22 protein-coding genes and 1 tRNA gene are annotated in these 22,389 nt (G+C 43.0%); 18 read left to right on the top strand and 5 right to left on the bottom strand.

Annotation, left to right across the window (positions count from 1 at the left end):
* Positions 1-81: 81 nt before the first annotated feature.
* The 7 genes from HMPREF9378_RS02755 to rpmH all read left to right on the top strand — a co-directional run bounded on the left by HMPREF9378_RS02755 (position 82) and on the right by rpmH (position 5,990).
* Positions 82-1,281 carry an argininosuccinate synthase gene (locus HMPREF9378_RS02755; protein ID WP_002902161.1) on the top strand — a complete coding sequence of 400 codons (1,200 nt, stop codon included), beginning with the start codon at positions 82-84 and terminating at the stop codon, positions 1,279-1,281.
* Positions 1,282-1,295: 14 nt separating this feature from the next.
* Positions 1,296-2,681 (top strand): argininosuccinate lyase, encoded by a 1,386-nt coding sequence (gene argH / locus HMPREF9378_RS02760; RefSeq protein WP_002902164.1) that lies wholly within the window; start codon positions 1,296-1,298, stop codon positions 2,679-2,681.
* A 148-nt stretch (positions 2,682-2,829) separates the two neighbouring features.
* A complete protein-coding gene (rnpA, locus tag HMPREF9378_RS02765; RefSeq protein WP_002893914.1) occupies positions 2,830-3,189 on the top strand; it encodes a ribonuclease P protein component in 360 nt (119 codons plus the stop codon).
* Positions 3,173-3,988: a YidC/Oxa1 family membrane protein insertase gene (locus HMPREF9378_RS02770; RefSeq protein ID WP_002914103.1), complete on the top strand. Its 816-nt coding sequence runs from the start codon at positions 3,173-3,175 to the stop codon at positions 3,986-3,988. Before rnpA ends, HMPREF9378_RS02770 begins: the two co-directional genes overlap by 17 nt.
* Positions 3,989-4,009: 21 nt before the next feature.
* Positions 4,010-5,035, top strand: coding sequence for an RNA-binding cell elongation regulator Jag/EloR (gene jag / locus HMPREF9378_RS02775; RefSeq protein ID WP_002893912.1), 1,026 nt, complete (start codon positions 4,010-4,012; stop codon positions 5,033-5,035).
* 49 nt (positions 5,036-5,084) lie between these two features.
* Positions 5,085-5,717, top strand: coding sequence for a hypothetical protein (locus HMPREF9378_RS02780; protein WP_002902167.1), 633 nt, complete (start codon positions 5,085-5,087; stop codon positions 5,715-5,717).
* A 138-nt stretch (positions 5,718-5,855) separates the two neighbouring features.
* Positions 5,856-5,990, top strand: a complete 135-nt coding sequence (gene rpmH / locus HMPREF9378_RS11330; protein WP_002893904.1) for a 50S ribosomal protein L34 — start codon at positions 5,856-5,858, stop codon at positions 5,988-5,990.
* Positions 5,991-6,051: 61 nt separating this feature from the next.
* On the opposite strand, the gene HMPREF9378_RS02785 is transcribed toward rpmH, so the two are convergent.
* Positions 6,052-6,669, bottom strand: coding sequence for a helix-turn-helix transcriptional regulator (locus tag HMPREF9378_RS02785; protein ID WP_002902170.1), 618 nt, complete (start codon positions 6,667-6,669; stop codon positions 6,052-6,054).
* Between the two features lie 24 nt (positions 6,670-6,693).
* Between HMPREF9378_RS02785 and HMPREF9378_RS02790 the strand changes: the two genes are divergently transcribed.
* Together HMPREF9378_RS02790 and HMPREF9378_RS02795 are read left to right on the top strand one after the other, a co-directional pair.
* The gene (locus HMPREF9378_RS02790) at positions 6,694-7,158 is read left to right on the top strand and encodes a pyridoxamine 5'-phosphate oxidase family protein (protein WP_002902171.1); all 465 of its coding nucleotides are present in this window, start codon (positions 6,694-6,696) and stop codon (positions 7,156-7,158) included.
* 11 nt (positions 7,159-7,169) lie between these two features.
* On the top strand, positions 7,170-7,730 hold the full coding sequence (locus HMPREF9378_RS02795; RefSeq protein WP_002902173.1) for a DNA-3-methyladenine glycosylase I: 561 nt from the start codon (positions 7,170-7,172) through the stop codon (positions 7,728-7,730).
* 130 nt (positions 7,731-7,860) lie between these two features.
* On the opposite strand, the gene HMPREF9378_RS02800 is transcribed toward HMPREF9378_RS02795, so the two are convergent.
* Genes HMPREF9378_RS02800 through HMPREF9378_RS02810 form a run of 3 tightly spaced genes read right to left on the bottom strand, consistent with a single transcriptional unit; the run spans position 7,861 to position 9,982 of the window.
* On the bottom strand, positions 7,861-9,276 hold the full coding sequence (locus HMPREF9378_RS02800) for a DUF4153 domain-containing protein (RefSeq protein WP_002914101.1): 1,416 nt from the start codon (positions 9,274-9,276) through the stop codon (positions 7,861-7,863).
* Positions 9,277-9,278: 2 nt separating this feature from the next.
* Entirely contained in the window at positions 9,279-9,497 is a 219-nt protein-coding gene (locus tag HMPREF9378_RS02805) for a helix-turn-helix domain-containing protein (protein WP_002899126.1), read from the bottom strand.
* A gap of 8 nt (positions 9,498-9,505) precedes the next feature.
* Positions 9,506-9,982, bottom strand: coding sequence for a DUF2975 domain-containing protein (locus tag HMPREF9378_RS02810; protein ID WP_002914100.1), 477 nt, complete (start codon positions 9,980-9,982; stop codon positions 9,506-9,508).
* 205 nt (positions 9,983-10,187) lie between these two features.
* On the opposite strand from HMPREF9378_RS02810, the gene HMPREF9378_RS02815 reads away from it, so the two are divergent.
* The 7 genes from HMPREF9378_RS02815 (at position 10,188) to HMPREF9378_RS02845 (ending at position 16,293) form a co-directional block, all read left to right on the top strand.
* The gene (locus HMPREF9378_RS02815) at positions 10,188-11,270 is read left to right on the top strand and encodes an ArsR/SmtB family transcription factor (protein ID WP_002914099.1); all 1,083 of its coding nucleotides are present in this window, start codon (positions 10,188-10,190) and stop codon (positions 11,268-11,270) included.
* 130 nt (positions 11,271-11,400) lie between these two features.
* The gene (locus HMPREF9378_RS02820; protein WP_002902183.1) at positions 11,401-12,642 is read left to right on the top strand and encodes an MFS transporter; all 1,242 of its coding nucleotides are present in this window, start codon (positions 11,401-11,403) and stop codon (positions 12,640-12,642) included.
* A 95-nt stretch (positions 12,643-12,737) separates the two neighbouring features.
* Positions 12,738-13,508, top strand: a complete 771-nt coding sequence (locus HMPREF9378_RS02825) for a TatD family hydrolase (RefSeq protein ID WP_002902184.1) — start codon at positions 12,738-12,740, stop codon at positions 13,506-13,508.
* Positions 13,501-14,070 (top strand): ribonuclease M5, encoded by a 570-nt coding sequence (rnmV, locus tag HMPREF9378_RS02830; RefSeq protein ID WP_002902185.1) that lies wholly within the window; start codon positions 13,501-13,503, stop codon positions 14,068-14,070. Before HMPREF9378_RS02825 ends, rnmV begins: the two co-directional genes overlap by 8 nt.
* A gap of 11 nt (positions 14,071-14,081) precedes the next feature.
* Positions 14,082-14,936, top strand: coding sequence for an SDR family NAD(P)-dependent oxidoreductase (locus HMPREF9378_RS02835; protein WP_002902186.1), 855 nt, complete (start codon positions 14,082-14,084; stop codon positions 14,934-14,936).
* Positions 14,937-14,956: 20 nt separating this feature from the next.
* Positions 14,957-15,829 (top strand): 16S rRNA (adenine(1518)-N(6)/adenine(1519)-N(6))-dimethyltransferase RsmA, encoded by an 873-nt coding sequence (gene rsmA, locus HMPREF9378_RS02840; protein ID WP_002902187.1) that lies wholly within the window; start codon positions 14,957-14,959, stop codon positions 15,827-15,829.
* A gap of 56 nt (positions 15,830-15,885) precedes the next feature.
* Positions 15,886-16,293, top strand: coding sequence for a hypothetical protein (locus HMPREF9378_RS02845; RefSeq protein ID WP_002902188.1), 408 nt, complete (start codon positions 15,886-15,888; stop codon positions 16,291-16,293).
* 15 nt (positions 16,294-16,308) lie between these two features.
* Here the strand turns inward: HMPREF9378_RS02845 and HMPREF9378_RS02850 are convergent.
* Positions 16,309-16,391, bottom strand: a tRNA-Leu gene (locus tag HMPREF9378_RS02850).
* A gap of 194 nt (positions 16,392-16,585) precedes the next feature.
* On the opposite strand from HMPREF9378_RS02850, the gene HMPREF9378_RS02855 reads away from it, so the two are divergent.
* Together HMPREF9378_RS02855 and rsgA are read left to right on the top strand one after the other, a co-directional pair.
* Positions 16,586-21,271 (top strand): Cna B-type domain-containing protein, encoded by a 4,686-nt coding sequence (locus tag HMPREF9378_RS02855; RefSeq protein WP_002902189.1) that lies wholly within the window; start codon positions 16,586-16,588, stop codon positions 21,269-21,271.
* A 234-nt stretch (positions 21,272-21,505) separates the two neighbouring features.
* Positions 21,506-22,384: a ribosome small subunit-dependent GTPase A gene (gene rsgA / locus HMPREF9378_RS02860; RefSeq protein WP_002902190.1), complete on the top strand. Its 879-nt coding sequence runs from the start codon at positions 21,506-21,508 to the stop codon at positions 22,382-22,384.
* Positions 22,385-22,389: the final 5 nt, after the last annotated feature.

The following is a 22,389-nucleotide window of genomic DNA, read 5'->3' as shown; positions in this document are numbered from 1 at the left end:
ATATTAAAATTTCTCTTGACATTCGCATTTTCATACAGTAGAATGTTTAAAAATAAAATGTAGAAGGATAGAGGTAATCATATGGTTAAAGAGAAAGTCATTTTAGCATATTCCGGTGGCTTGGACACTTCGGTGGCCATTACTTGGCTGAACAAGGATTATGATGTGATCGCGGTCTGTATGGACGTAGGTGAAGGAAATGATTTGGATTTCATTCATGACAAGGCGCTGAAAGTAGGCGCTATCGAATCACATGTTATTGATGTTAAAGACGAGTTTGCGGAAGACTACGTCTTGGTTGCTCTGCAAGGACACACCTTCTACGAACGAAAATATCCTCTAGTGTCCGCTCTGAGCCGACCTTTGATTTCTAAGAAATTGGTTGAAATTGCCCACAAGACGGGGGCGACAACCATTGCCCATGGCTGTACCGGAAAAGGAAACGATCAGGTACGTTTTGAAGTCGCTATCGCCTCCTTAGATCCCAAGCTCAAGGTGATTGCTCCGGTTCGGGAGTGGAAATGGTCTCGGGAAGAAGAGATTAATTACGCTAAAGCTAATGGTGTGCCAATTCCAGCAGATCTGGACAGCCCCTACTCAGTTGACCAAAACCTTTGGGGGCGGGCCAATGAGTGCGGAGTATTAGAAAATCCTTGGAATGAAGCACCTGAAGACGCCTATGATTTGACGGTTGCACCAGAAGCAGCGCCAGACAGTCCAGTCTATGTAAATATTGATTTTGAGGCGGGCGTGCCAGTTGCTTTAGATGGCAAAAAGATGAAGCTGGCGGACTTGATTCTTGAGCTCAATGACCTAGCTGGACAACACGGTGTTGGGCGGATTGACCATGTGGAAAACCGTCTGGTGGGGATTAAGTCTCGGGAAATCTATGAATGCCCTGGGGCGGTGACTCTCTTGGCTGCCCACAAGGAAATCGAGGATCTGACTTTAGTTAGAGAATTGGCTCATTTTAAGCCGATTATCGAAAATGAACTGTCCAATCTCATCTACAATGGCCTTTGGTTTAATCCAGCGACAGAAGCTCTGATTGCCTATCTCAAGTCCACTCAGCAGGTGGTTAATGGAACAGCTAAAGTGAAGCTTTATAAGGGGGCTGCGACAGTCGTGGCACGTAAGTCTGATAATTCTCTCTACGATGAAAGTCTGGCCACCTATACCAGTGCAGATACCTTTGACCAGGATGCCGCGATTGGCTTTATCAAGCTATGGGGTCTTCCATCTAAGGTTCACGCAGAGGTTCAGGCTCACAAGGACAAATAGAAAGGGGCTTTCCTATGGTGAATCATAAACTGTGGGGCGGACGTTTTGAAGCCTCTCTGGAAGGCTGGGTAGAGGAGTTTGGTGCCAGCATCGGATTTGACTATCGTCTGGCTCCTTATGATCTGCAGGGCAGCCTAGCCCATGTCAAAATGCTGGGACAGACGGGAATCATTGCTCCAGAGGAAGCAGCTGCTATTCAGGCAGGCCTAGAAAAGCTGCTGGTACGTTATCAGGCTGGAGAGCTTGAGTTTGATGTGCGTAATGAAGATATTCATATGAATATGGAGGCTCTTCTGACCGAGGAGATTGGGCCAGTGGCTGGCAAGCTTCATACGGCTCGCTCCCGTAATGACCAGGTGGCGACAGATATGCACCTCTATCTCAAGGATCAGCTCGGCCAGATTGCGGATAAACTCTTGAATCTGCGTCAGGTGCTGCTGGACTTGGCTGAGGAGCATGTAGAGACTATCATGCCAGGCTATACCCATCTGCAGCATGCCCAGCCGATTAGCTTTGCCCATCATCTACTGGCCTATTATCAGATGTTCAGCCGGGATAGTCAGCGCTTTGCCTTTAATCTGGAGCATACGGATTTATCTCCTTTAGGAGCAGCGGCTCTGGCGGGGACAACGTTTCCAATTGATAGGGAGCTGACGGCTGATTTATTGGGCTTCAAAGGCATTTACCACAATTCTTTGGATGCGGTCAGTGATCGAGATTTTATCTTGGAGTTTCTATCTAACAGCAGCATGCTCATCATGCATCTGTCTCGTCTCTGCGAGGAGCTGATTAACTGGTGCAGCTATGAATATGGCTTTGTCAGTCTGTCAGACACCTTTAGTACAGGATCATCCATTATGCCGCAAAAGAAAAATCCGGACATGGCGGAGCTGATTCGGGGTAAGAGCGGCCGGGTCTATGGCCATCTCCTCAGTCTTCTGACGGTTATGAAATCCCTGCCCTTGGCCTATAATAAGGACCTGCAGGAAGACAAGGAAGGCATGTTCGATACAGTAGATACTATCCAAAAATCGCTGGATATTATGGCGGGTATGCTGTCTAGTATGACAGTCAATAAGGAAAAAATGCTGGTTTCAACCCAGCAAGACTTCTCCAATGCGACAGAATTGGCTGACTATCTGGCCAAGAAAGGACTGCCTTTCCGGGAAGCCCATGAGATTGTCGGAAAGTTGGTGCTGGAATGCAGCAAGGCAGGCTATTATCTACAGGATATTCCGCTGAGCCGCTATCAAGAAGTGTCATCACTGATTGAGGAAGATATTTATCAAGCGCTCGAATCACAAACGGCTGTACAAAAGCGGAATTCCCTTGGCGGGACAGGATTTGCACAGATTCGTCAGGAGTTGGAAAGAGCTAAGAAACAGCTGGAAAAGAAATAAGATATAGGGAACATCGCAAGGGAATTGCGGTGTTCTTTTGGTGAATCGACCTTTTAAATATTTGCAAAAACGGCGTCATAGCAGGACTTATTGGCATTTTCGAAAAATATGGTATAATAGATATAATTTTGGTGGATGGAGTTGAGTTTTGAGAAAAAACTATCGCGTCAAGAGCGAAAAAGATTTTAATGCGATTTTTAAAAGTGGACAGAGTTTTGCTAATCGAAAATTTGTCGTTTACATGTTAGAAAAAGAGCAAAAGCATTTTCGAGTAGGAATTTCCGTCAGTAAAAAGTTGGGGAATGCAGTAGTTCGTAATCGTATTAAAAGAAAAATCCGCCATGTCTTGATGCAGCATCAAAAACATCTAGTCCAGGCAGACTTCGTAGTTATTGCTCGCAAAGGAGTGGAAGAGTTGGACTACCACCAAGTTGAACAAAATTTATTGCATGTATTAAAGATTGCTAAACTTTATCAGGAAGGATTCATTTGTGAAACAGAAAAGTAAATTAGGGATTTTGCTGGTTGCCTCGCTGCTCTTTCTCACAGCCTGCGGCACCAGTCAAGTAACGGCCGATTCAAATGGCTTTTGGGAGAAGCTGGTCTATTTCTTTGCCGACACCATTCGTTTTCTATCCTTTGGTGGAAGCAAGGGGATTGGGATTATTCTCTTTACCTTGATTATCCGGACAGTTCTCCTGCCAGTCTTCCAATTCCAGACGACTTCTTCGCGCAAGCTGCAGGAAGTACAGCCGCATATCAAGCAACTGCAGGAAAAGTATCCTGGTAAGGACATGGAGAGCAGAACAGCCTTGGCTGAGGAAACTCAAAAGCTCTACAAAGAAATGGGTGTCAATCCTTATGCCTCATTCATTCCGCTCTTTATCCAGATGCCAGTGCTCTTGGCTCTGTTTCAAGCCCTGACTCGGGTTGATTTTATGAAAACAGGTCACTTCCTCTGGCTCAATCTAGGAGCGACAGATCCGACCTTTATTCTTCCGCTGTTGGCGGCTCTCTTCACTTTCTTCAGTACGTGGCTTTCAAATAAAGCCTTGCCTGAGAGAAATGGCGGGATGACAGTCATGATGTACCTAATGCCAGTGATGATTTTCTTTTTTGCCCTTTATGCGGCGAGCGGGGTAGCCCTCTACTGGGCGGTCTCCAATGCTTATCAGGTGGTTCAGACCTTGCTGCTGAGCAATCCTTTTAAAATCATTGCCGAGCGGGAAGCCAAGGAACGGTCAGAGCGTCAATTGGAACAGAAAAAGAAACGTGCCCTGAAAAAAGCACAGAAAAAGAAAAAGTAAGTAAGAAGGAGGACTCTTGCAATGGTTATTTTTACAGGAGCAAGTGTTGAAGAAGCCATTCAAAATGGTTTGAAAACGTTGGATATTCCACGTATGAGAGCGCATATCACTGTTATTTCACGTGAGAAAAAAGGCTTTTTAGGCTTGTTTGGCAAGAAGCCAGCTCAGGTGGATGTCGAGCCGATTGCTGAGACGACAGTTGTCAAGGCCAATCAAAAGGCTGTAAAAGGTGTTCCCGAAGAGATTAACGCTCAGAATGAGCCTGTGCAGTCTGTCAGTGAAGCAACGGTTGATTTGGGCCGTGTGGTAGCTGCCATCAAGAAGGTCGAAGGAGAAGGAGAAGTTATCTCAGATGAGGTCAAGGCTGAAATTCTCAAAAATGACAAGCAAGCCAATACGATTTTAGAAGAGACAGGCACCATTGATCTTCTCAAGACCAACCAAGCTATTGATGAGGCAGTTGCTCAAGCAGAAGCGGACGATAGCAAGGTTATCTCTTTTGAACAAGCAGCTAAAGACAAGGCTGAGCCGACAGAAACAGAAGAAAGCTCTTTTGCTGACTTAGGCATCCAAGTCGAAGCTGACTACGATATTGAAGAAGTAGTTGAGAATGTAACGAACTATGTTCAGAAAATCGTTGATGAGATGGATGTTGAAGCGGGCATTTCCAGCAGCCACAACCGCCGAACTATCAACATGCAGATTGATACTAATGAACCGGGGCGCGTGATTGGCTACCACGGAAAAGTCTTGAAAGCTCTGCAGCTATTGGCACAAAACTATCTTTATAACCAATATTCGAAGAGCTTCTATATTTCCATTAATGTCAATGACTATGTTGAACATCGAGCAGAAGTGCTGCAAAGCTATGCGCAGAAACTAGCTCAGCGGGCCTTGGAAGACCGACGCGGTCAGCACACTGACCCTATGTCTAACAGCGAGCGCAAAATTATCCACCGCATCATCTCTCGCATCGATGGCGTGACTAGCTATTCCGAAGGCGACGAGCCTAACCGCTATGTCGTCGTGGATATTGACAGCGAATAAAAAGAAAGCCAGCAGAGATGCTGGTTTTTGAATATAGAAAGGATTTTTTATGTCACTTTTTCCAGCTATTGAAAGTTATCTGCCTCATCAAGGGGCTAAGTATATATCTCCAGACAAGGCAGAGCAGTTGCGTGAGTCTATGTTGGAGCTAAGAGCTAAGGGCCAGGCGGCACGCAAGGAATTTGCGGATTTGGTCAAGGATTTTCAGAGCCTCTATCCTAAGCTGACCTTGGAGCGAACCAGCCAGTGGATGAATCAGGCACAGATACTGCGGCCCCATTTTTGGAATTATCTTAAAGGCTATGGAGAAATCACAGAACCGATGTTTGCTCTGCGCTTGTATGGAACTGCAGAAGATTTTGGGGTATCGCTGGAGGTGAGCTTCATGGAGCGCAAGAAAGATGAGCACAGCCTCAGCAAGCAAAATCGGGTCTTGGAGTTGCCTATTCAGTCGCCAGCTTACTATTTTGCTCAGATAGATGGTGTGAGTCAGCGTTTTGAAGGAACAGAGGAAAATCGCCAGCTCCTTACTCAGCAGCTAGCGGTCGGTCAGGTTCGTAAGGTCTTGATTAAATACGATATTCCCCTTTCTCAGGCTGCTTCAAGAGAGCAAGTGCTTTCCCAGCTGCAGGAGGCCATGACAGCTTTGATTCCCTTTTATGAGGCGACTCGGACCATATGATTACGTTTACAAAGAGAAAGTTATTTAAGTAAGTATTGACAAAAGGCTTAGAATCATATAGAATAGTAAAGTATGTTTAGTAACTGATCACAACTAGCCGGCTAAACGAATACAAGAATCTAAGAGGAGGTATTCATCGTGAAACGTACTTATCAACCAAGTAAAATCCGTCGTGCGCGTAAACATGGTTTCCGCCATCGTATGTCAACTAAAAACGGTCGTCGTGTATTGGCAGCTCGCCGTCGTAAAGGACGCAAAGTTTTGGCTGCTTAATCCAAACGATTCATCAAGAAACCAGCGGAGACTCGAGACCGCTGGTTTTTTTGTCTTAAATTTATGGGTAAAAGTCAATAGACTGGCAGGGAAGTTCCCTTTTTTGGCCAGTGTCTTTGTTTATGACCTCTGCATACCAATCTCCTTTGAGGCTAAATAGTTTGATAAATTGAACCAGAAGAGACTGCTGTTCATACTTAATTGGAAAAAATTCTTCCTGCCTGTGCAATAAAATATCAAGAATTATTCGCAACTGAGAATTGTTGATTGTCTTTCTGACTTCTGGTTGAAGGATTTTCTCAATTTTTGTGATCTTGCTTAACTGCTGTTCTGAAATCGAGTTTTCAAATTTTTCTTTTAATTTTTGCAGGTCAATATCAAAAGGGCACATATTGTAGTTTTCCAGAGTCAGCATGGAAAAATACAAGGCAGAAATTTCATCTATGGAGAAAATAATAGGAGATAACAAGTCGTTGCTAAGAATTTTATAACTGCCATTCCGGCCCAAGTCAGAATAAATTGGAATTCCCAGCGTTTCAAGGCTGGCAATATCACGAAGGGCAGTGCTTTTTGAAATATGATATCGATTCATAATATCTTTTAGGTTGAATTGTCTTTTCTTATTGAGAAAAATAAGCATATCGTTAATTCTTTGAGATTTATTCATGAGAAACTCCATATTTTTATTAAATAGTTTCAAAAAATGATACCTTTTTATATTATACTAGTTTTAGAGAAAATAATAAAGGAGTCAAATATGAATCAATATTTTAAGGCCTTATTGGCAGAACAGACAGAAATGGCTCTAGCTACTTCTGTAAAGGATATCCCAAATGTAAGAATTGTCAATTTTTACTATGATGAGGAGATGAAGAAATTGTTCTTTATCTCATTTAAAAATAGTCATAAAATCCAAGAGTTGGCAATCAATAATCGTATAGCTCTTACAACAGTCCCGAAAGGTGATGGGAGGTATGTCCGGATTCAAGGGAGAGTCAAAGAAAGCCAGCTTTCTATTGAGGATATAAAAAGCGTTTTTATTCAGAAGTATCCTTATTATCAAGATATTATTGAGCAGCATAGCAACTCCTTGCAACTTTTTGAAGTCTCTTTTTCTGATGCTTTCTTGGTCTTAGATAATAATCAAGTTGAGAAAATCAAACTATAAGGAGAAAATAGATGGTTGAGATAAAAAGATGCGATTGGGCTGAAAATAGTGAGCTTGAGAGAAATTATCATGACCATGACTGGGGGCGACCTGTTCATGACGAGCATAAACTCTTTAAAATGTTGATTTTGGAAGGTCAGCAGGCGGGCTTGAGCTGGCAAACTATTTTGTCAAAAATGGATGCTATGACAGAGGCTTATGAAAACTTCAATCCTGAAATACTCTCCAACTATGACGAGCAGAAGATTGAAGAATTGCTTAGTGATCAAAGAGTGATACGAAATAGGCTGAAAATAAAGGCAGTTATAAAAAATGCTAAGGCCTATTTAAAATTAAAAGAAGAATATGGTAGTTTGGATTCTTATATTTGGTCTTTTGTAAATAATGAACCGATTCTTAATTCATGGTCTAGTATTGAAGAGGTGCCCTCTCGAACGGATCTATCCGATAAAATTAGTAAAGAACTCAAAAAGAAAGGTTTTTCTTTTGTTGGTTCTACGACCATATATGCCTTTATGCAGTCCATTGGCATGGTTAATGATCATTTGCTGACGTGTGATTTTAGAATATAATTATTTTTCCTTTGAGTTAGAAGAATGAGCGGTCTATTATCGAATGCCGGTAAATGATATAAAAAGAGAAAAAAACCAGAAAGAAATTGATTTTCTTTCTGGTTTTTTGTGTATAGTTAAGCACAGTTGCTTATTTTGCTACTGGTAAAAGCATTGGATAAAGATAGCAGAGCAAGGTAAAGCTTATCAGGGCATAAAAGATACCGATGCGAATGGCTTGGATAGGTTTGTAGAAACGAATCAAGGTCAGTAGGCACCAGACTAAGAGAACTAGGATGAACCAAGCTGAAATCAAGCGCAGCGGTGTTGGTCCGTAAAGGTAGATGTAGATGCCAAATAATTTCCAGCCAGCTAGTAAAGCCAGCAGACCGGTAAAGATAAAGAGGATAGTAGCTGCGAATCGCGTCCCTTTCTGGTCCCAGAGTGGCTTTTTGGCAATCAGATAGAAGACACCTAGGACTGCAAAGTTAAGGATAGAGACCCGAACCAGCTGCCAGAAGCCAGCTACGGCAACAGTTGAAGCATTCTGGGGAGAAATAGCCTGAGCTATTGTTCCGGCGCTTAGGAGCTGACCGAGCTCACCCAGACCCGTCAGGAAGAAGAGAGCATAGGTCAGGCAGAGGCTGCCGATGATAATGTAGGCTGCGAAAGCGGGTGCTACTCGCAAAGGGCGGATGCTTGCTTGGAATTTTTTGTAGCTAAGTTTAGTATCTTTTTTGCCTAACAGACTGCCGGCTAGGAGGCCATACAAGTATAGACTGACAGGAACAGCCAGGCAGGCCTTGAAGACAATCATGCTGCTATCAAGACTTGAAAAGAGGGAGTCAAGGAGATTTTCAATAACATCAGCGGTATTGCTGAAGAAAGAAGCAAAGCTGTCTGAAACCTGACTTAGCTGGGACCAGACAAAGTAGACCAAGATTCCTGCAACAAAGAAGCTGCTGACGATAATCACGAGCTGTTGGGATTTCTTTGAAGACAGACTGTCAGAGCTGTCAGAAGAGTCCTGCTGCTTGCCTTCTATAAAGACTAGAATAGCAGCAATGAAATTTTTAAAGGGCAGGATGCAGAAGGCTTGAATGGTGTCAAACCAGACTAGGATACCCAAACGCCCTTGGCTTAACCAGCCTGTGTGGGACAGAATATAGAAGGCGAATGAGATGTGGATGGCTAGAAATTGGAACAATTCTAGCTGGCGATGAAGCCCCCAGAGACTTAAAGCTAGGGCTTGGGCTAACGTCATGATTAGAAAGCTTCTAGCCTCTAATCTGCTGTCAAGATTTTTTATCTGCAGAGATGGATAGGCCAATTTCCTGATTAAGGCCTCGCTTAATAATATAAGGCCGATTGCAAACGGGAAAAAGGGTGCAGTTTGATAATTAAAAAATACAGCAGAGTAAAAGTAGGTTAAAAGATAGAGGATTAGATAGCTGATTTTAAAGAATCGCAGTTGCTTGTCCTCTAGGCCTGTGAAGATGGTCTGTCGTTCTGCTTCTGCGGGCAGACAAGGCTGGACATTCATCTGATCTTGTGCTGGATATTCCATAATTATTTCTCCTCCTCATCGTCAGGGATATACTCCAAAATATCGCCAGGCTGGCAGTCTAGTTCACGGCAGAGAGCGTTGAGTGTTGAAAAGCGGACAGCCTTGGCTCGATTATTTTTTAGGATAGATAGATTGGCTGGTGTTAGGTCAATCAACTCTGCTAAACGGCCAGCACTGATGCGCTTTTGCGCCATGACAAGGTCTAAATTTATCTGAATCATAAGACCTCCTAAATAGTGTAGTCCACTTGATCCTGCAGCTCAATGGCCTTGCCAAAGGCATTGCGGATGACGCGGATAATCAGGGTCAATATACTGCAAGAAACAGTGACTAAGAGCATGGGCAAGTAAGCTGTCAGTCCCATAAATAGGGAGATAAGAGCGACAGTGCCCACTTCCCAGCCAAGATAGCGCATGTACTGAACATTTTGTGTGATAAAGACCTGATTTTTACCAATGCGGCTAAGGAGTCGATAGAGATGGACAATGCAGGCCAGAGCCAGGCAGCCTAGGACATAGCCGAGCAGCAGCAATAGCCAAAAGCGCGTCTCCCCTTGAAAGAAAGGAGAGGGAAATTCGATAACTAGGTTGACGACCCAAGGTCCTAGGGCTATCAGGATAATGGAAGCAATAAATAAAAGGCTGATACTGATTTTTGTAAGAGTGATGCTCATATCTTCAGCAGTCTTTTTCATTTTGTCTGTCATAATTTCCTCCGACTAACGTTTCATTTCTTAGTAACTATAACACGAATATTATCGATAATCAATAAGAAAATATCGAAAAAAGATAAAATCGGTCTTAAGGACTAGATGAAAGTTTCTAAAAATCTCTTATTTTATAAAGATGGATTTATTGTCAGGAGATGAACAGATTAGAAGACGATGAATATTTTGCTTGATTTTTGGTATAATGAAAAACAGGAATTGTATACTATTTCTGGTCAGAAGCGGAGTATGTGTAAGGAGGGAAGAGTCTGTGGGTGTAAAGCTTGTTCATTATCGTAGTAAGTTATATGAATTTCTTATGGTGCCTGCCATCGTTTCAAGGGAAGATAAACATATGTGGAAGGATTTACGGCAGAATCAAAAGGAGCTGCTTCTTGATGTACAGCCGCACTATGATAAGCTTTATCAGGATTTACTTCCTTTGAAAAGCGAGCTTGTTGCGGTTAGTTTGTTCGAAGGAGCTACAGTGGGACTGGCTCCGCTCCTCTACCTCTACTTGCTAGAAAAAGGAGAAGATCCGGCCAATTTGCATGACTTGTTAGAATGTCTGAAAAAACTAGACGCAGAGCAAATCATCTATTGCTTATCACTTAAGCTTTCTAAAGGGGGAGTTACCAAGGGATATCCTGAAGATCTGCTGGATTTTATAGAGAATAGTGACAAGTCTCCGGAAAATAAATGGTACTGGTACCAAGCTATTCAGTATCCAGAGAAGCTTCGGGATCAATTAGTTTCCTTGCTGGAAAGAGTGTTCGAGCTCTATCAGCCTATTTATGAGCAGTTTGAGCAGGAAGTTCTAGCTTTTGAACAAGAATTTAGCCTATCTGATGTGATGGATGATGAAGAGCAGAATGCCAAGCTTCTTGAAAAGGACACTCAAGTCTTTGTTCTGTCACCCATGTTTATTGATTCTTTTCTCGAAAAGGTTCCTGATTTCACTTCCTATTCCTTAGTCCTTTCGACGAGAAGTTCCCAGTTATCAAAGGCGGAATCAGAGCTTAACGATGAAACATTGGCTCTGACCTTAAAAACTCTTGGTGATGAAACCCGCTATAAAGTCTTGATTGAATTGATTCAACCGCATGCCAAGAATAAAGATATAGCTAAAAAACTGGGGCTTACAAGAGCCTCTATCTCATTCCATACGCAGAAGCTCCTAAATTCTGGCTTGCTGGAGCTTGTGGTGGATGATGATTCGGTTAAGTACACGGTCAATAAAGAACTGATTCGAAAGATTATAGAGAAGTTCAAACAGGACCTAACATAGTTTAAGAAGACCTGGATTCATTCTAGGCCTTCTTTTTGTAAAATAATAATCTAACAAAAATTTGACAATTGACTAATTAATTGTTATGATTTGTTAAACAAAAATCTAACAAGAGTAAAGGAGATGTCGTATGATTGTTTTTGCAAAAAACAAAAATTTTCGCCAGTTGCTCATCAATCAATGGATTTCAGGTTTTGGAGACATTGTTTTTTATTTGGCTTTGATGAACTATGTTTCTGCTTACTCCTTTGCTCCAATTGCGGTTTTATTGATTTCTCTTTCTGAAACGCTGCCTCAGTTAATTCAAGTTTTTACTGGAGTTGCAGCGGACTTTCAGAAGGATCGTATTCATAAATACCTGCTTATACAGTTTAGTAAGGTGCTCTTATATAGCTTGGTAACGTTTTTGTTGCTTGGACAAGATTTCTCTTTCTTGATTTTGCTTGTGATTTGCTTGATTAACTTTCTGTCGGATAGTCTGAGTTATTTTTCAGGTGCCATGCTGACGCCGGTTTATGTAAAGGTGATTGAGCAAGATATGACCTCTGCTATGGGCTTTCGGCAGGCTAGTATGAGTCTGGTTCATATTTTGGGGAATCTAGCTGGCGGTTTTCTCATCGCTTGGATGAGTATTGGAGCTTTGGCAGGACTAAATGCTCTGACATTCTTACTAGCTTACCTTGGTTTTTGGCATATTAGTAAAAGCTTACAGGATTTAGAACCGGAGCTCAGCAGTGCCAAGGAGCTAAATAGAGAAAATTATTGGCAGCATTTATTGGATTCTCTTAAAGTCTTACTGGGATTGAAAAATGTTGTGAGGTTGTTATTGGTTTCAACCTTTGGACAGGTCACTCTGAACATTCTGACGCCAGTAGCGACTCTTTTGTTGCTGAAAAGGCCTTTTTGGAATTTGCAGGTTGGTCAGTCCATTGCCGTGTTAATTGTTCTAAGTTCCGCTGGTCTGATCTTAGGAAATATTTTGAGTGGCAGTTTGCTGAAAAAACTTTCGACGAAGCTTGCTATGTATAGTAGCCAAGTATGTGAAGGTTTTATTCTTTGCGGTTTTTTCTGGCAAAATTTTTTACTTATACTGATAGCAAGCTTTGCTTGCTCAGTTACAGTCGGTTTGCTGAGTCCAAGACTGCAGAAATCTGTCTTCAGCCTAATACCAGAAGAGTCCATGGGAGCCATACAGTCAGCTATTAATCTATTTAGCATGGCTGTTCCGAGTGTTTTATCCATGCTGTTGATAGCTCTTGCCAGCAGTTTGGGGGTTATTTATATTCTCCTCCCTCTTGTGTTAATGCTGGCATTGTCTTTCTGCTTAATTATTCCAATGGATAACTTGAAGGCGGATTCGGATGGCTGTTGAATGGCAGCTATCTTATTTTTCTGCTTTGAAGCGACTTCTGATTTTTTAGGTCATTTTTGATATAATAAAGGACAGGAAAGACAAGGAAGTAAGCCATGAAGATTTTTGATACACACACGCATTTAAATGTGGAAGAATTTGCTGGTCGAGAGGCAGAGGAGCTGCAGCTGGCTGCAGAAATGGGCGTCAGCAAAATAAATATTGTCGGTTTTGATCGGCCGACCATTGAGCGCGCCTTGGAGTTGGCCGACAGCTATGATCAGCTTTATGCTACGATTGGCTGGCATCCGACTGAGGCTGGGACTTATGATGAGGCGGTGGAAGCCTATCTGCTGGACAAGCTTCGTCACCCCAAGGTGCTGGCTCTGGGCGAGATTGGGCTGGACTATCACTGGATGACCGCGCCCAAGGATGTTCAGGAGCGGGTGTTTCGACGCCAAATCCAGCTCTCTAAAGAGCTGAACCTGCCCTTTGTCGTTCACACACGTGACGCATTGGAGGATACCTATGAGACTATCAAGAGTGAAGGTGTAGGTCCTCGAGGCGCTATTATGCACTCTTATTCGGGTTCTTTGGAAATGGCAGAGCGCTTTATCGAGTTAGGGATGATGATTTCCTTTTCTGGAGTTGTGACCTTTAAGAAAGCGACGGATATTCAGGAGTCAGCGCAGAACCTGCCTTTGGACAAAATCCTCGTCGAGACGGATGCGCCTTATCTAGCACCTGTTCCCAAGCGTGGCCGAGAAAACAAAACAGCCTATACCCGCTATGTTGTAGAGAAAATTGCTGAGCTGCGTGGGTTGACGGTCGAAGAAGTAGCGCAAGCGACCTATGACAATGCAAAGAAGGTGTTTGGGCTTGACTGAGAAGATAAAAATCCCTCAGGTAATCGTCGTGGAGGGCAAGGATGATACAGCTAACCTTCAGCGATTTTACCAAGTTGACACTTACGAGACGAGAGGCTCCGCTATCAATGAAGAAGACCTAGAGCGGATAGAGAAACTGCACCAGCTGCGTGGGGTTATTGTCTTTACCGATCCAGACTACAACGGTGAGCGTATCCGTCGAATGATTATGGAGGCTGTGCCAACTGCTCAGCATGCCTTTCTCCGCCGTGATGAGGCGGCTCCCAAGTCTAAGAACAAGGGTAAATCGCTTGGAGTGGAACACGCTTCATTTGAGAATTTACAGCAGGCGTTAGCTGGGTTGGTCGGATATTTCGATGATGAGGATAATTTTGACATCACCAAAGGCGATCTTGTGCGACTAGGTCTGCTTATGGGAAGCGACAGCCGTCAGCGCCGAGAGTATCTGGGAGAGCAGCTCCGTATCGGCTATTCTAACGGCAAGCAACTGCTTAAACGCTTGGAATTGTTTGGGGTGACTTTGGCGGAAGTGGAAGAAGTGATGGAGAGGTATTCAGTCTAACGGAGTAAGGAATGAAAAAAGTAATTATTACGGGCGGTAATAGTGGGATTGGCTACCAGGCTGCTAAACAGTTAGCTGAAAAGGGGTGGTCAGTGACCTTATTTTGCCGGCGAAAAGAAGCTGCTGAGCAAGCCTGTGAAAAAATCCGTCAACAAACAGGAAATCCGCATGTAGATTACATCTTGGTTGATTTATCTGAGATGAAGAGTGTCAGGAAAGCAGTGGAGCAGTATATCCAAAAAGAAGTGACTTTAGATGTTTTAATTAACAATGCGGCTGATTTTGATTTATCAATCAAAAGTCCTGTGATTACCAAAGACGGATTGGAAAAACAATTTGCGACCAATGTGGGCGCTCCATTCTTGCTTTCTTCCTTATTGAAAGACTTGTTGGAAAAGTCAGAGAGTGGTCGGATTATTAATATTTCTTCCCAAGGGCTAGTGCTTTATCCTTTCATGAAGCTTGATTTTGAAAATTTATCTGGTCAAAAACATTACAGCCCTGCTAAGACCTATTATCAGAATAAACTGGCTTTGTTGATGCTGTCGCTTTATATGCGGAAATATTGGAAAGGTATCAAAATTCAGGCAATCCGTGTGACCAATGTCAAAGTTGATATGCGCCGCTATGATCACCTCAGCGCTTTTATGAAAAATCTGTATAAAATTAAGTCGAGATTTTCGATTAGTCCTGAAGAAATGGCGAAAGTCTATATAGCTTTATCTACAGAAGATGGCTATGAAGGATTTTTGTATGACGAGAAATGCAGAGAAGTTAAGGCTAATGCATCTGCTTACGAGGAAGAAGAGCAGAAAAAACTCTACACCTTGCTTGAGCAAATGACCTCCTTAAAAAATAACGAATAACGAATTAGAAAAGAGAAAAGATGCGTATTGCAGACCATAGTGTAACCCGTGCCATTCTGGAGCGTCACGGTTTCACCTTTAAAAAATCTTTCGGTCAGAATTTCCTGACGGATACGAACATCCTCCAGAAGATTGTGGACACAGCTGAGATTGACAAAAAGGTCAATGTCATCGAAATTGGTCCTGGTATTGGGGCTTTGACGGAATTTTTGGCCGAAAGTGCCGTGGAGGTCATGGCCTTTGAGATTGATGATCGGCTGGTGCCGATTTTGGCGGATACTCTGCGCGATTTTGACAATGTGACAGTGGTCAATCAGGATATTCTCAAGGTTGATCTGGCCCAGTACATAGCAGAGTTTAAGAATCCAGACCTGCCTATCAAGGTAGTGGCAAATCTGCCCTACTACATCACAACACCGATTCTCATGCATTTGATTGAGAGCGGGATTCCTTTTAGTGAGTTTGTCGTTATGATGCAAAAAGAAGTGGCCGATCGGATTTCGGCTCAGCCGAATACCAAGGCTTATGGTAGTTTGTCGATTGCGGTGCAGTATTACATGACGGCCAAGGTTGCCTTTATCGTGCCGAGGACAGTCTTTGTGCCAGCGCCTAATGTGGATTCGGCTATTCTCAAGATGGTGCGCAGAGAGCAGCCGGCAGCTGAGGTTCAGGATGAGAAATTCTTTTTCAAGGTCTCCAAGGCCAGTTTTGTCCACCGCAGGAAAACTCTCTGGAATAACCTGACCAGTTGTTTTGGGAAGTCTGAGGAGACTAAAGGCAAACTGACAGCAGCTTTAGAACGAGCGGAGTTATCTCCAAGTGTTCGGGGAGAAGCTCTGAGTTTAGAGGAATTTGCTCGCTTGGCAGACGCTTTGAAGTCAGAGGGATTATAAAAAAATAGAAGATCTGCTCTATATAGCTGGTCTTCTATTTTGCTCATGAGGTACATATGAAAGTGAAATTTCTGTCTTTGTTTTCTGCCTTGCTCTGGTTTTCGCAGTCTTTACTCCACTTCCTTCTACTGCTAGGCCTGCCTCTGGGACGTTTGGTATTTGGCGGCACTTATATAGTATTTCCTTTATGGTTGCGGCCTGTTAACTTTCTACTTTTCTTGCTGTGGGGTTTCTTTGCTTTCAGTTATTTATCGTTTGGAGGCTGGCTAAGAAGTAGCTTGAAGTCTTTTGTTTTGAGAAAAAACATCTTAAGTGGAACTGTTTTTCTCTTTTTGGCTACAGTTTTCAATTTCTTTGTGACCGCGAGTCTATTAGAGAAGTATTTAACAGGGGGGCTGACCTTTTTGGCTTTTCTCAGCAGTGTAATTCTACTTCATAACAACAAAAAATCCTATCAATCATGATAGGATTGCTTTTTATGCGGAGGAAGGGATTTGAACCCTCACACCCGTACGGGCACATGCGCCTGAAGCATGCGTGTCTGCCGTTCCACCACCTCCGCTTGAGATTCTATTATAACTTATTTTTGTGAAAATGCCAATAGAGAATATCAGTTTTTTTCATACAGTGAAAAAAGCAGAAAAATTTCTATTTTTTCTTTACTAAAATAGTTCTATGATATTGCCATTATAGCAAGTATTTGTTACAATTAGATTAATTACTTATTTAGGTAACGAAATAAAAAAGGAGAATGTTATGAAACTGAAAAAATGGCTGCTGTTTTTGATGCTGCCCCTTCTGTTTTTGCTGGATTTGAAGCTGTTTACAGCAACTGCTCAAGCTGATGCTTTGAAGAATGCAATCACAGACATTAAAATCTGGGATCATTCTAATGGCCGCGAAGCAACCAAGGTTAACGGTGCTTACAATTTGGTCCAAGGGGGGAATTATCGCTATGAGCTAGTTTTTGATTTGTCTGCTTACGATAACAAGCTCAAGGATGGGGATACCTTTACCTTTACAGTACCGAACGGTGCAACCATTGCTGATGGTACAACTTTTACTCTGACGGATAATGAAACGCAGGTCCAACTTGGAGCGGCTAAGATGACGTCGAATGGTTCGGGTAAGGGTGGTCTGATCACGGTTACTATTCAGAATCTGGCAGATTACAAGGCCAAGACAACTGCTAGTGGAGTTAGAGGGAGCTTCTTCTTTGACTTTCAGGCGACGACAGTAGGCGCTGATCAGGACTGGAATTATAAGCCTGAGGAAACTCAAGGGGCGATGAGCCATAAGGTCACCATTAACGAGCGCAAACAAAGCAGTTTTTCAACAGCCGGTGAAAACTACGCTAAGATTGGAGGGGTCATTGCTAAGAAGCCATATAATTCGGCTATTCTAGGCAAGAGTGGTGACTACTCACATAACTGGACTGTTCGTATCAATACTCAGCAAAAGACTTATAATTCTCCTATTGTTATCAAGGATGTCATTCCAGATAGCAGTGCACCAATGCAATTCGTTCCGGAGCAACTTGTCCTTCGCCAAGGGGAGTACACGCAGAGTTTATCAAGTATTGCGAATTCTGTCATCTTGAAAGAAGGTCAAGATTATACGGTTGCCTATAATGACACTTATACAGAGTTTACTCTAACTATCAATAACCCAGGCAATCGTGCCTTTATGTTGAACTATATGACAACTTCACCAGCTGATGGTTCTTTGGTGTCGAATACGGCTGAGATGGAAGTTGATAATACAAAACTGCCATTCAGAGATGATCGTCCTGGTCAGACGAGCTCTACGGTAGAGCGTAGCAGCCGGATTACAGAAGGCGGTGTCATCACAGCAGATATCAGCAACAGTCTGGTTCTCTACAAACAAGATTCTAAGACTGGTAAAATGCTGGAAGGTGCTGTCTTTAAGGTGACAACTCCTAGCGGTGAAGAGATTACTCTGCCGCCAACTGATGCTAACGGGCGGGTTTCTACACAGCCTTTCTCAAGTGAAGAAATCAAGAAAGGCCAATTCACAGTAGAAGAAGTCACAGCTCCGGAAGGCTATGTACTGGACAGCAATCCGATGAAGGTGACTATCAAGGCTGATGGAGCGGTTAAGACAGTCAAGAATACGGTGGATCCAAATGCCAGCAAAAAGCTGACAGTCAAGAAAGTTTGGAAAGATGAAAACAATCAAGATGGCAAGCGTCCGGCTTCTATTGCTGTAGATGTCTACGCTAACGGTCAAAAGTTGGCTGATAAGACAGTGACTGTAACTGGCGGAAGTACAGATGCGGAGTGGACAGCTCAGACAACTGATTTACCAATCTTTGATACAAATGGTCAAAAAATCACCTATACAATCGGTGAAGATCAGCTTGATGGCTACGATGCTCCAGAAGTAGATCAGGGGAATCTCACTGTTACCAATACTCGTACGCCAGAGAAAATCGCTATCAAAGCCAGCAAGAAATGGGATGATGCCGAGAATCAAGACGGCAAACGTCCTGCCAATGTTGTTGTCAAACTTTATAAAGAAGTCGGCGGTCAGAAATCAGAAGTTGCGAACAGAACTCTGACCGAAGCTGACCAGTGGGCAACCGAGTTCGCCAACTTGAACAAATATGAAAAGGGACAAGAAGTTGTTTATTCTATTGAAGAAGATGCGGTCCCTCACTATCAATCTCAGGTAACTGGCAATGCTGCTGACGGCTTTGTAGTGACCAACACTTACAAGCCAGAAACAATCAAGATTTCTGGTCAGAAGAAGTGGGAAGATGCGGATAACCAAGACGGCAAGCGCCCAAATGCTGTTAGAGTCAAGATCTTGAAAGGCCAAGATATTGTTGATGTGCAGGAAGTGACGGCTGCTAACGGTTGGAAATATGAATCCAATCCTCTTCCTAAATATGCAGCAGGCCAAGAAATTACCTACACTGTAAGCGAAGAAGCTGTCTCAGGCTACACGAGCAAGGTGGACGGCTACAACATCACCAACTCTTACACTCCAGAAACGGTCAAGGTTTCCGGTCAGAAGAAATGGGATGATGCGGAAAACCAAGATGGTAAGCGTCCAGCTTCTGTTAAGGTTAAAATTCTGAATGGTGATACGGTTGTGGATGAGCAAAATGTGACTTCCGCTAACGACTGGAAATATGAGTCCAAGGCTTTGCCTAAGTACGCAGCAGGCCAAGAAATCACTTATACTGTAAGTGAGGAAGCTGTACCAGGTTATACTAGCAAAGTGGATGGTTACAACATCACTAATTCTTACACCCCAGAGACAACGACTGTGTCTGGAAGCAAGACTTGGGAAGATGGCGATAACCAAGATGGCAAACGTCCAGCTTCTATCACAGTTAATCTGCTAGCTAACGGTCAAAAAGTCAATACTCAAACAGTCGGAGAGGCAGAAGGCTGGTCTTACAACTTTACTGGCTTGCCAGTCTACAAGGATGGCCAACGAATTACCTATACAGTGACAGAAGAAGCTGTACTGGGTTATTCAACCAATCTCAACGGCTACAATATCACTAACTCTTATACACCAGAAAAGACAGAAATCACTGCCAGCAAGACCTGGAATGACAGCGACAATCAAGATGGCAAGCGTCCAACTAAGATTAGCATTAAACTGATGAAGACCGTTGGCGGTGTCAAGACAGAAGTCGCTAGCAAGGAAGTGACGGCTGCTGATCAATGGCAAACCAAATTTGAAAATCTGCCAGTTTATGAAAATGGTCAGAAGATTGATTACTCTATCGAGGAAGATGATGTAGCTGGCTACACTAAAGAAATCAAAGATTTCACTGTTACCAACTCTTACACTCCAGAGATGATCAAGATTTCTGGTCAAAAAGTCTGGGATGACGCGGATAACCAAGACGGCAAGCGTCCAGCTTCTGTTAAGGTTAAGGTGAAAAATGGCGATACTGTCGTAGATGAGCTGGAAGTAACAGCTGCTAACGATTGGAAGTTTGAGTCTAAAGTCCTTCCTAAGTATGCAGCAGGCCAAGAGATTGCCTACACTGTTACTGAAGAAGCAGTTGCGGACTATCAAACTAAGATTGATAAGTTCACCATTACCAATTCTTACACTCCTCAAAGTACGGAGTATGCTGTTACGAAGGTCTGGGATGATGCTAATAACCAAGACGGCAAGCGTCCAGCTTCCATCACAGTGCAGCTGTATAGCTCAGTAAATGGTGAAGAGCCAGTTGCTGTCGCAGGTAAGACATTAACATTGACAGTTGCTGATAAGGCAGATGCCAACACTTGGAAAGCAAGTTTCACCAATCTGCCTCAGTTTGACAAGGGGCAGGAGATTACCTACTCTGTCAAAGAGGATGATGCAACAGTAGCCGCTTTGAAAGAAAAAGGTTACAGTCCGAAAGTAGAAGGTCAGACAATCACTAACTCTCATACTCCAGAACAGGTTAAAGTTTCTGGTCAGAAAGTTTGGGATGATGCAGATGATCAAGACGGCAAACGTCCAACATCTATTACAGTTAAAGTGATGGATGGAAGCACTATTGTTGATACACTTGAAGTAACAGCTGCTAATGGATGGAAGTTTGAATCTAAAGACCTGCCTAAATATAGAAATGGTCAAGAGATTGTCTACACACTTAAGGAAGATGCTGTTGCTCAATATGAAACTAAGATTGATAAGTTCACCATTACCAACTCCTATACTCCAGAAACCGTTAAAGTCTCTGGTCAAAAGGTTTGGGATGATGCTAATAATCAAGATGGCAAGCGCCCGACATCTATCAAGGTCAAGATTTTGGACGGAGATAAAGTCGTAGATGAGCTGGAAGTAACAGCCGCTACTGACTGGAAGTTTGAGTCTAAGGATCTGCCTAAGAATAAGAAGGGTAAGAAAATCAACTATACAGTCCTTGAAGAAGTGACAGTTGAGGGTTATAGTAGCAGCCAAGAACAAGCAACAGATGGCAGCTTTACTTTGACTAATAGTTATAAACCAACACAGATTGCTGTTAAGGGAACTGCTATATGGTCAGATGCTGAAAATCAAGATAAGGTGCGACCTTCTAAGATTACTGTTCGCCTCTTGGCAGATGGCAAGCCAATCAAAGAAGAGGTTGTGTCAGGAGAAAATGGTTGGCAGTATGACTTTAGCGGCCTTCCTAAGTACAAGGATGGCAAGGAAATTGTCTATAGTGTTGCGGCTGATCCAGTAGATGGCTATAAGCTTGAGATCAACGGTACTCAGCTAACCTTCAGTCGTATCCCTACTAAGAAAGTGGCTGTTGAAGGAGCGGTTTCACCTAATAAGCCAGGCGGTCAAGCTCCGAAAGTCGGAGGAAAAGCTCTTCCTCGTACTGGACAGGAAGAAAGTCTTCTTGTTACTATTTTTGGCTTACTAGCAGCTCTTCTCGCAGGAGGAATACTGAAGGCTAAGGCAAAACGCAGCTAATCGGTTTTGTGACTTACTGAAAATCACAGTAAATATCTCATTCGATATAAAAAAGCGAACAGGTTCTTTTGAGCTTGTTCGCTTTTATCATGTCAGTTTCATCTCAAGTATTTTAAAGTAGCTGCTTTCTATGAAAAATGAAGCCAACCTTAAGAAATACCTTCTATGCAAAACAAGCAAGCTAAATCTCGCATTTTTTGTTATAATGAGTGTATTAACTTTTAAGGAGCAATCTTGCAAGGAAAAATCATTAAGGCTCTGGCTGGTTTCTATTATGTAGAGTCGGACGGACAGGTTTATCAAACCAGAGCGCGGGGTAATTTTCGCAAAAAAGGGCAGACACCTTATGTCGGTGATGAAGTCGAATTTTCAGCAGAAAAAGACTCGGAAGGCTATATTTTAAAAATAGCAGAGCGAAAGAACAGTCTCGTGCGGCCGCCCATTGTCAACATTGACCAAGCAGTTGTAATCATGAGCGCGAAAGAGCCAGATTTCAATGCCAATCTGTTGGATCGCTTTCTGGTGCTTTTAGAGCATAAGCGGATTCATCCTATTATCTACATCAGCAAGTTAGACCTGCTTGAAGATGAGCAGAGCTTGGATGTCTATGTGCAGGCCTATCAGTCCATCGGCTATGAGGTCGTTAAAGCAACTGAGGAGTTACTACCGCTGCTGACAGGGAAAATCACTGTTTTCATGGGACAGACTGGTGTTGGAAAGTCCACCCTGCTCAATAAAATTGCCCCAGACCTGCAGCTAGAAACAGGAGAGATTTCTGAAAGTCTTGGCCGCGGCCGTCATACGACGAGGGCTGTCAGTTTTTACAATCTAAACGGTGGGAAGATTGCCGACACACCAGGATTTTCGTCTTTGGATTACGAGGTGACTACAGCTGAAGATCTCAATCAAGCTTTTCCGGAGATTGCTGAGGTCAGCCAGTCCTGTAAATTTCGTACTTGCACTCATACCCACGAGCCAGCTTGTGCCGTTAAGCCAGCAGTCGAGTCCGGCCAGATAGCGTCATTCCGCTTTGATAATTACCTGCAGTTTCTCAGCGAGATTGAAAATCGTCGGGAAACCTATAAAAAAGTTGCCAAAAAAAATTCTAAATAAGGAGA

This window comes from Streptococcus sanguinis SK1 = NCTC 7863, assembly GCF_000194945.1.
Taxonomy (GTDB): domain Bacteria; phylum Bacillota; class Bacilli; order Lactobacillales; family Streptococcaceae; genus Streptococcus; species Streptococcus sanguinis.
Note: the sequence above shows the minus strand (reverse complement) of the source record. Positions and strands in the feature narration are given on the sequence as shown.

Bases quoted from the DNA above. Each gene is read 5' to 3' on its own strand.
- HMPREF9378_RS02825 (WP_002902184.1), top strand. From the start codon at position 12,738: ATGAAGATTTTTGATACACACACGCATTTAAATGTGGAAGAATTTGCT.
- HMPREF9378_RS02815 (WP_002914099.1), top strand. From the start codon at position 10,188: ATGAAAAACAGGAATTGTATACTATTTCTGGTCAGAAGCGGAGTATGT.
- HMPREF9378_RS02810 (WP_002914100.1), bottom strand. From the start codon at position 9,982: ATGACAGACAAAATGAAAAAGACTGCTGAAGATATGAGCATCACTCTT.
- HMPREF9378_RS02820 (WP_002902183.1), top strand. From the start codon at position 11,401: ATGATTGTTTTTGCAAAAAACAAAAATTTTCGCCAGTTGCTCATCAAT.
- HMPREF9378_RS02790 (WP_002902171.1), top strand. From the start codon at position 6,694: ATGATACCTTTTTATATTATACTAGTTTTAGAGAAAATAATAAAGGAG.
- HMPREF9378_RS02780 (WP_002902167.1), top strand. From the start codon at position 5,085: ATGTCACTTTTTCCAGCTATTGAAAGTTATCTGCCTCATCAAGGGGCT.
- HMPREF9378_RS02755 (WP_002902161.1), top strand. From the start codon at position 82: ATGGTTAAAGAGAAAGTCATTTTAGCATATTCCGGTGGCTTGGACACT.
- HMPREF9378_RS02800 (WP_002914101.1), bottom strand. From the start codon at position 9,276: ATGGAATATCCAGCACAAGATCAGATGAATGTCCAGCCTTGTCTGCCC.
- argH (WP_002902164.1), top strand. From the start codon at position 1,296: ATGGTGAATCATAAACTGTGGGGCGGACGTTTTGAAGCCTCTCTGGAA.
- jag (WP_002893912.1), top strand. From the start codon at position 4,010: ATGGTTATTTTTACAGGAGCAAGTGTTGAAGAAGCCATTCAAAATGGT.
- HMPREF9378_RS02795 (WP_002902173.1), top strand. From the start codon at position 7,170: ATGGTTGAGATAAAAAGATGCGATTGGGCTGAAAATAGTGAGCTTGAG.
- HMPREF9378_RS02785 (WP_002902170.1), bottom strand. From the start codon at position 6,669: ATGGAGTTTCTCATGAATAAATCTCAAAGAATTAACGATATGCTTATT.
- HMPREF9378_RS02835 (WP_002902186.1), top strand. From the start codon at position 14,082: ATGAAAAAAGTAATTATTACGGGCGGTAATAGTGGGATTGGCTACCAG.
- rsmA (WP_002902187.1), top strand. From the start codon at position 14,957: ATGCGTATTGCAGACCATAGTGTAACCCGTGCCATTCTGGAGCGTCAC.
- HMPREF9378_RS02855 (WP_002902189.1), top strand. From the start codon at position 16,586: ATGAAACTGAAAAAATGGCTGCTGTTTTTGATGCTGCCCCTTCTGTTT.
- HMPREF9378_RS02845 (WP_002902188.1), top strand. From the start codon at position 15,886: ATGAAAGTGAAATTTCTGTCTTTGTTTTCTGCCTTGCTCTGGTTTTCG.
- HMPREF9378_RS02805 (WP_002899126.1), bottom strand. From the start codon at position 9,497: ATGATTCAGATAAATTTAGACCTTGTCATGGCGCAAAAGCGCATCAGT.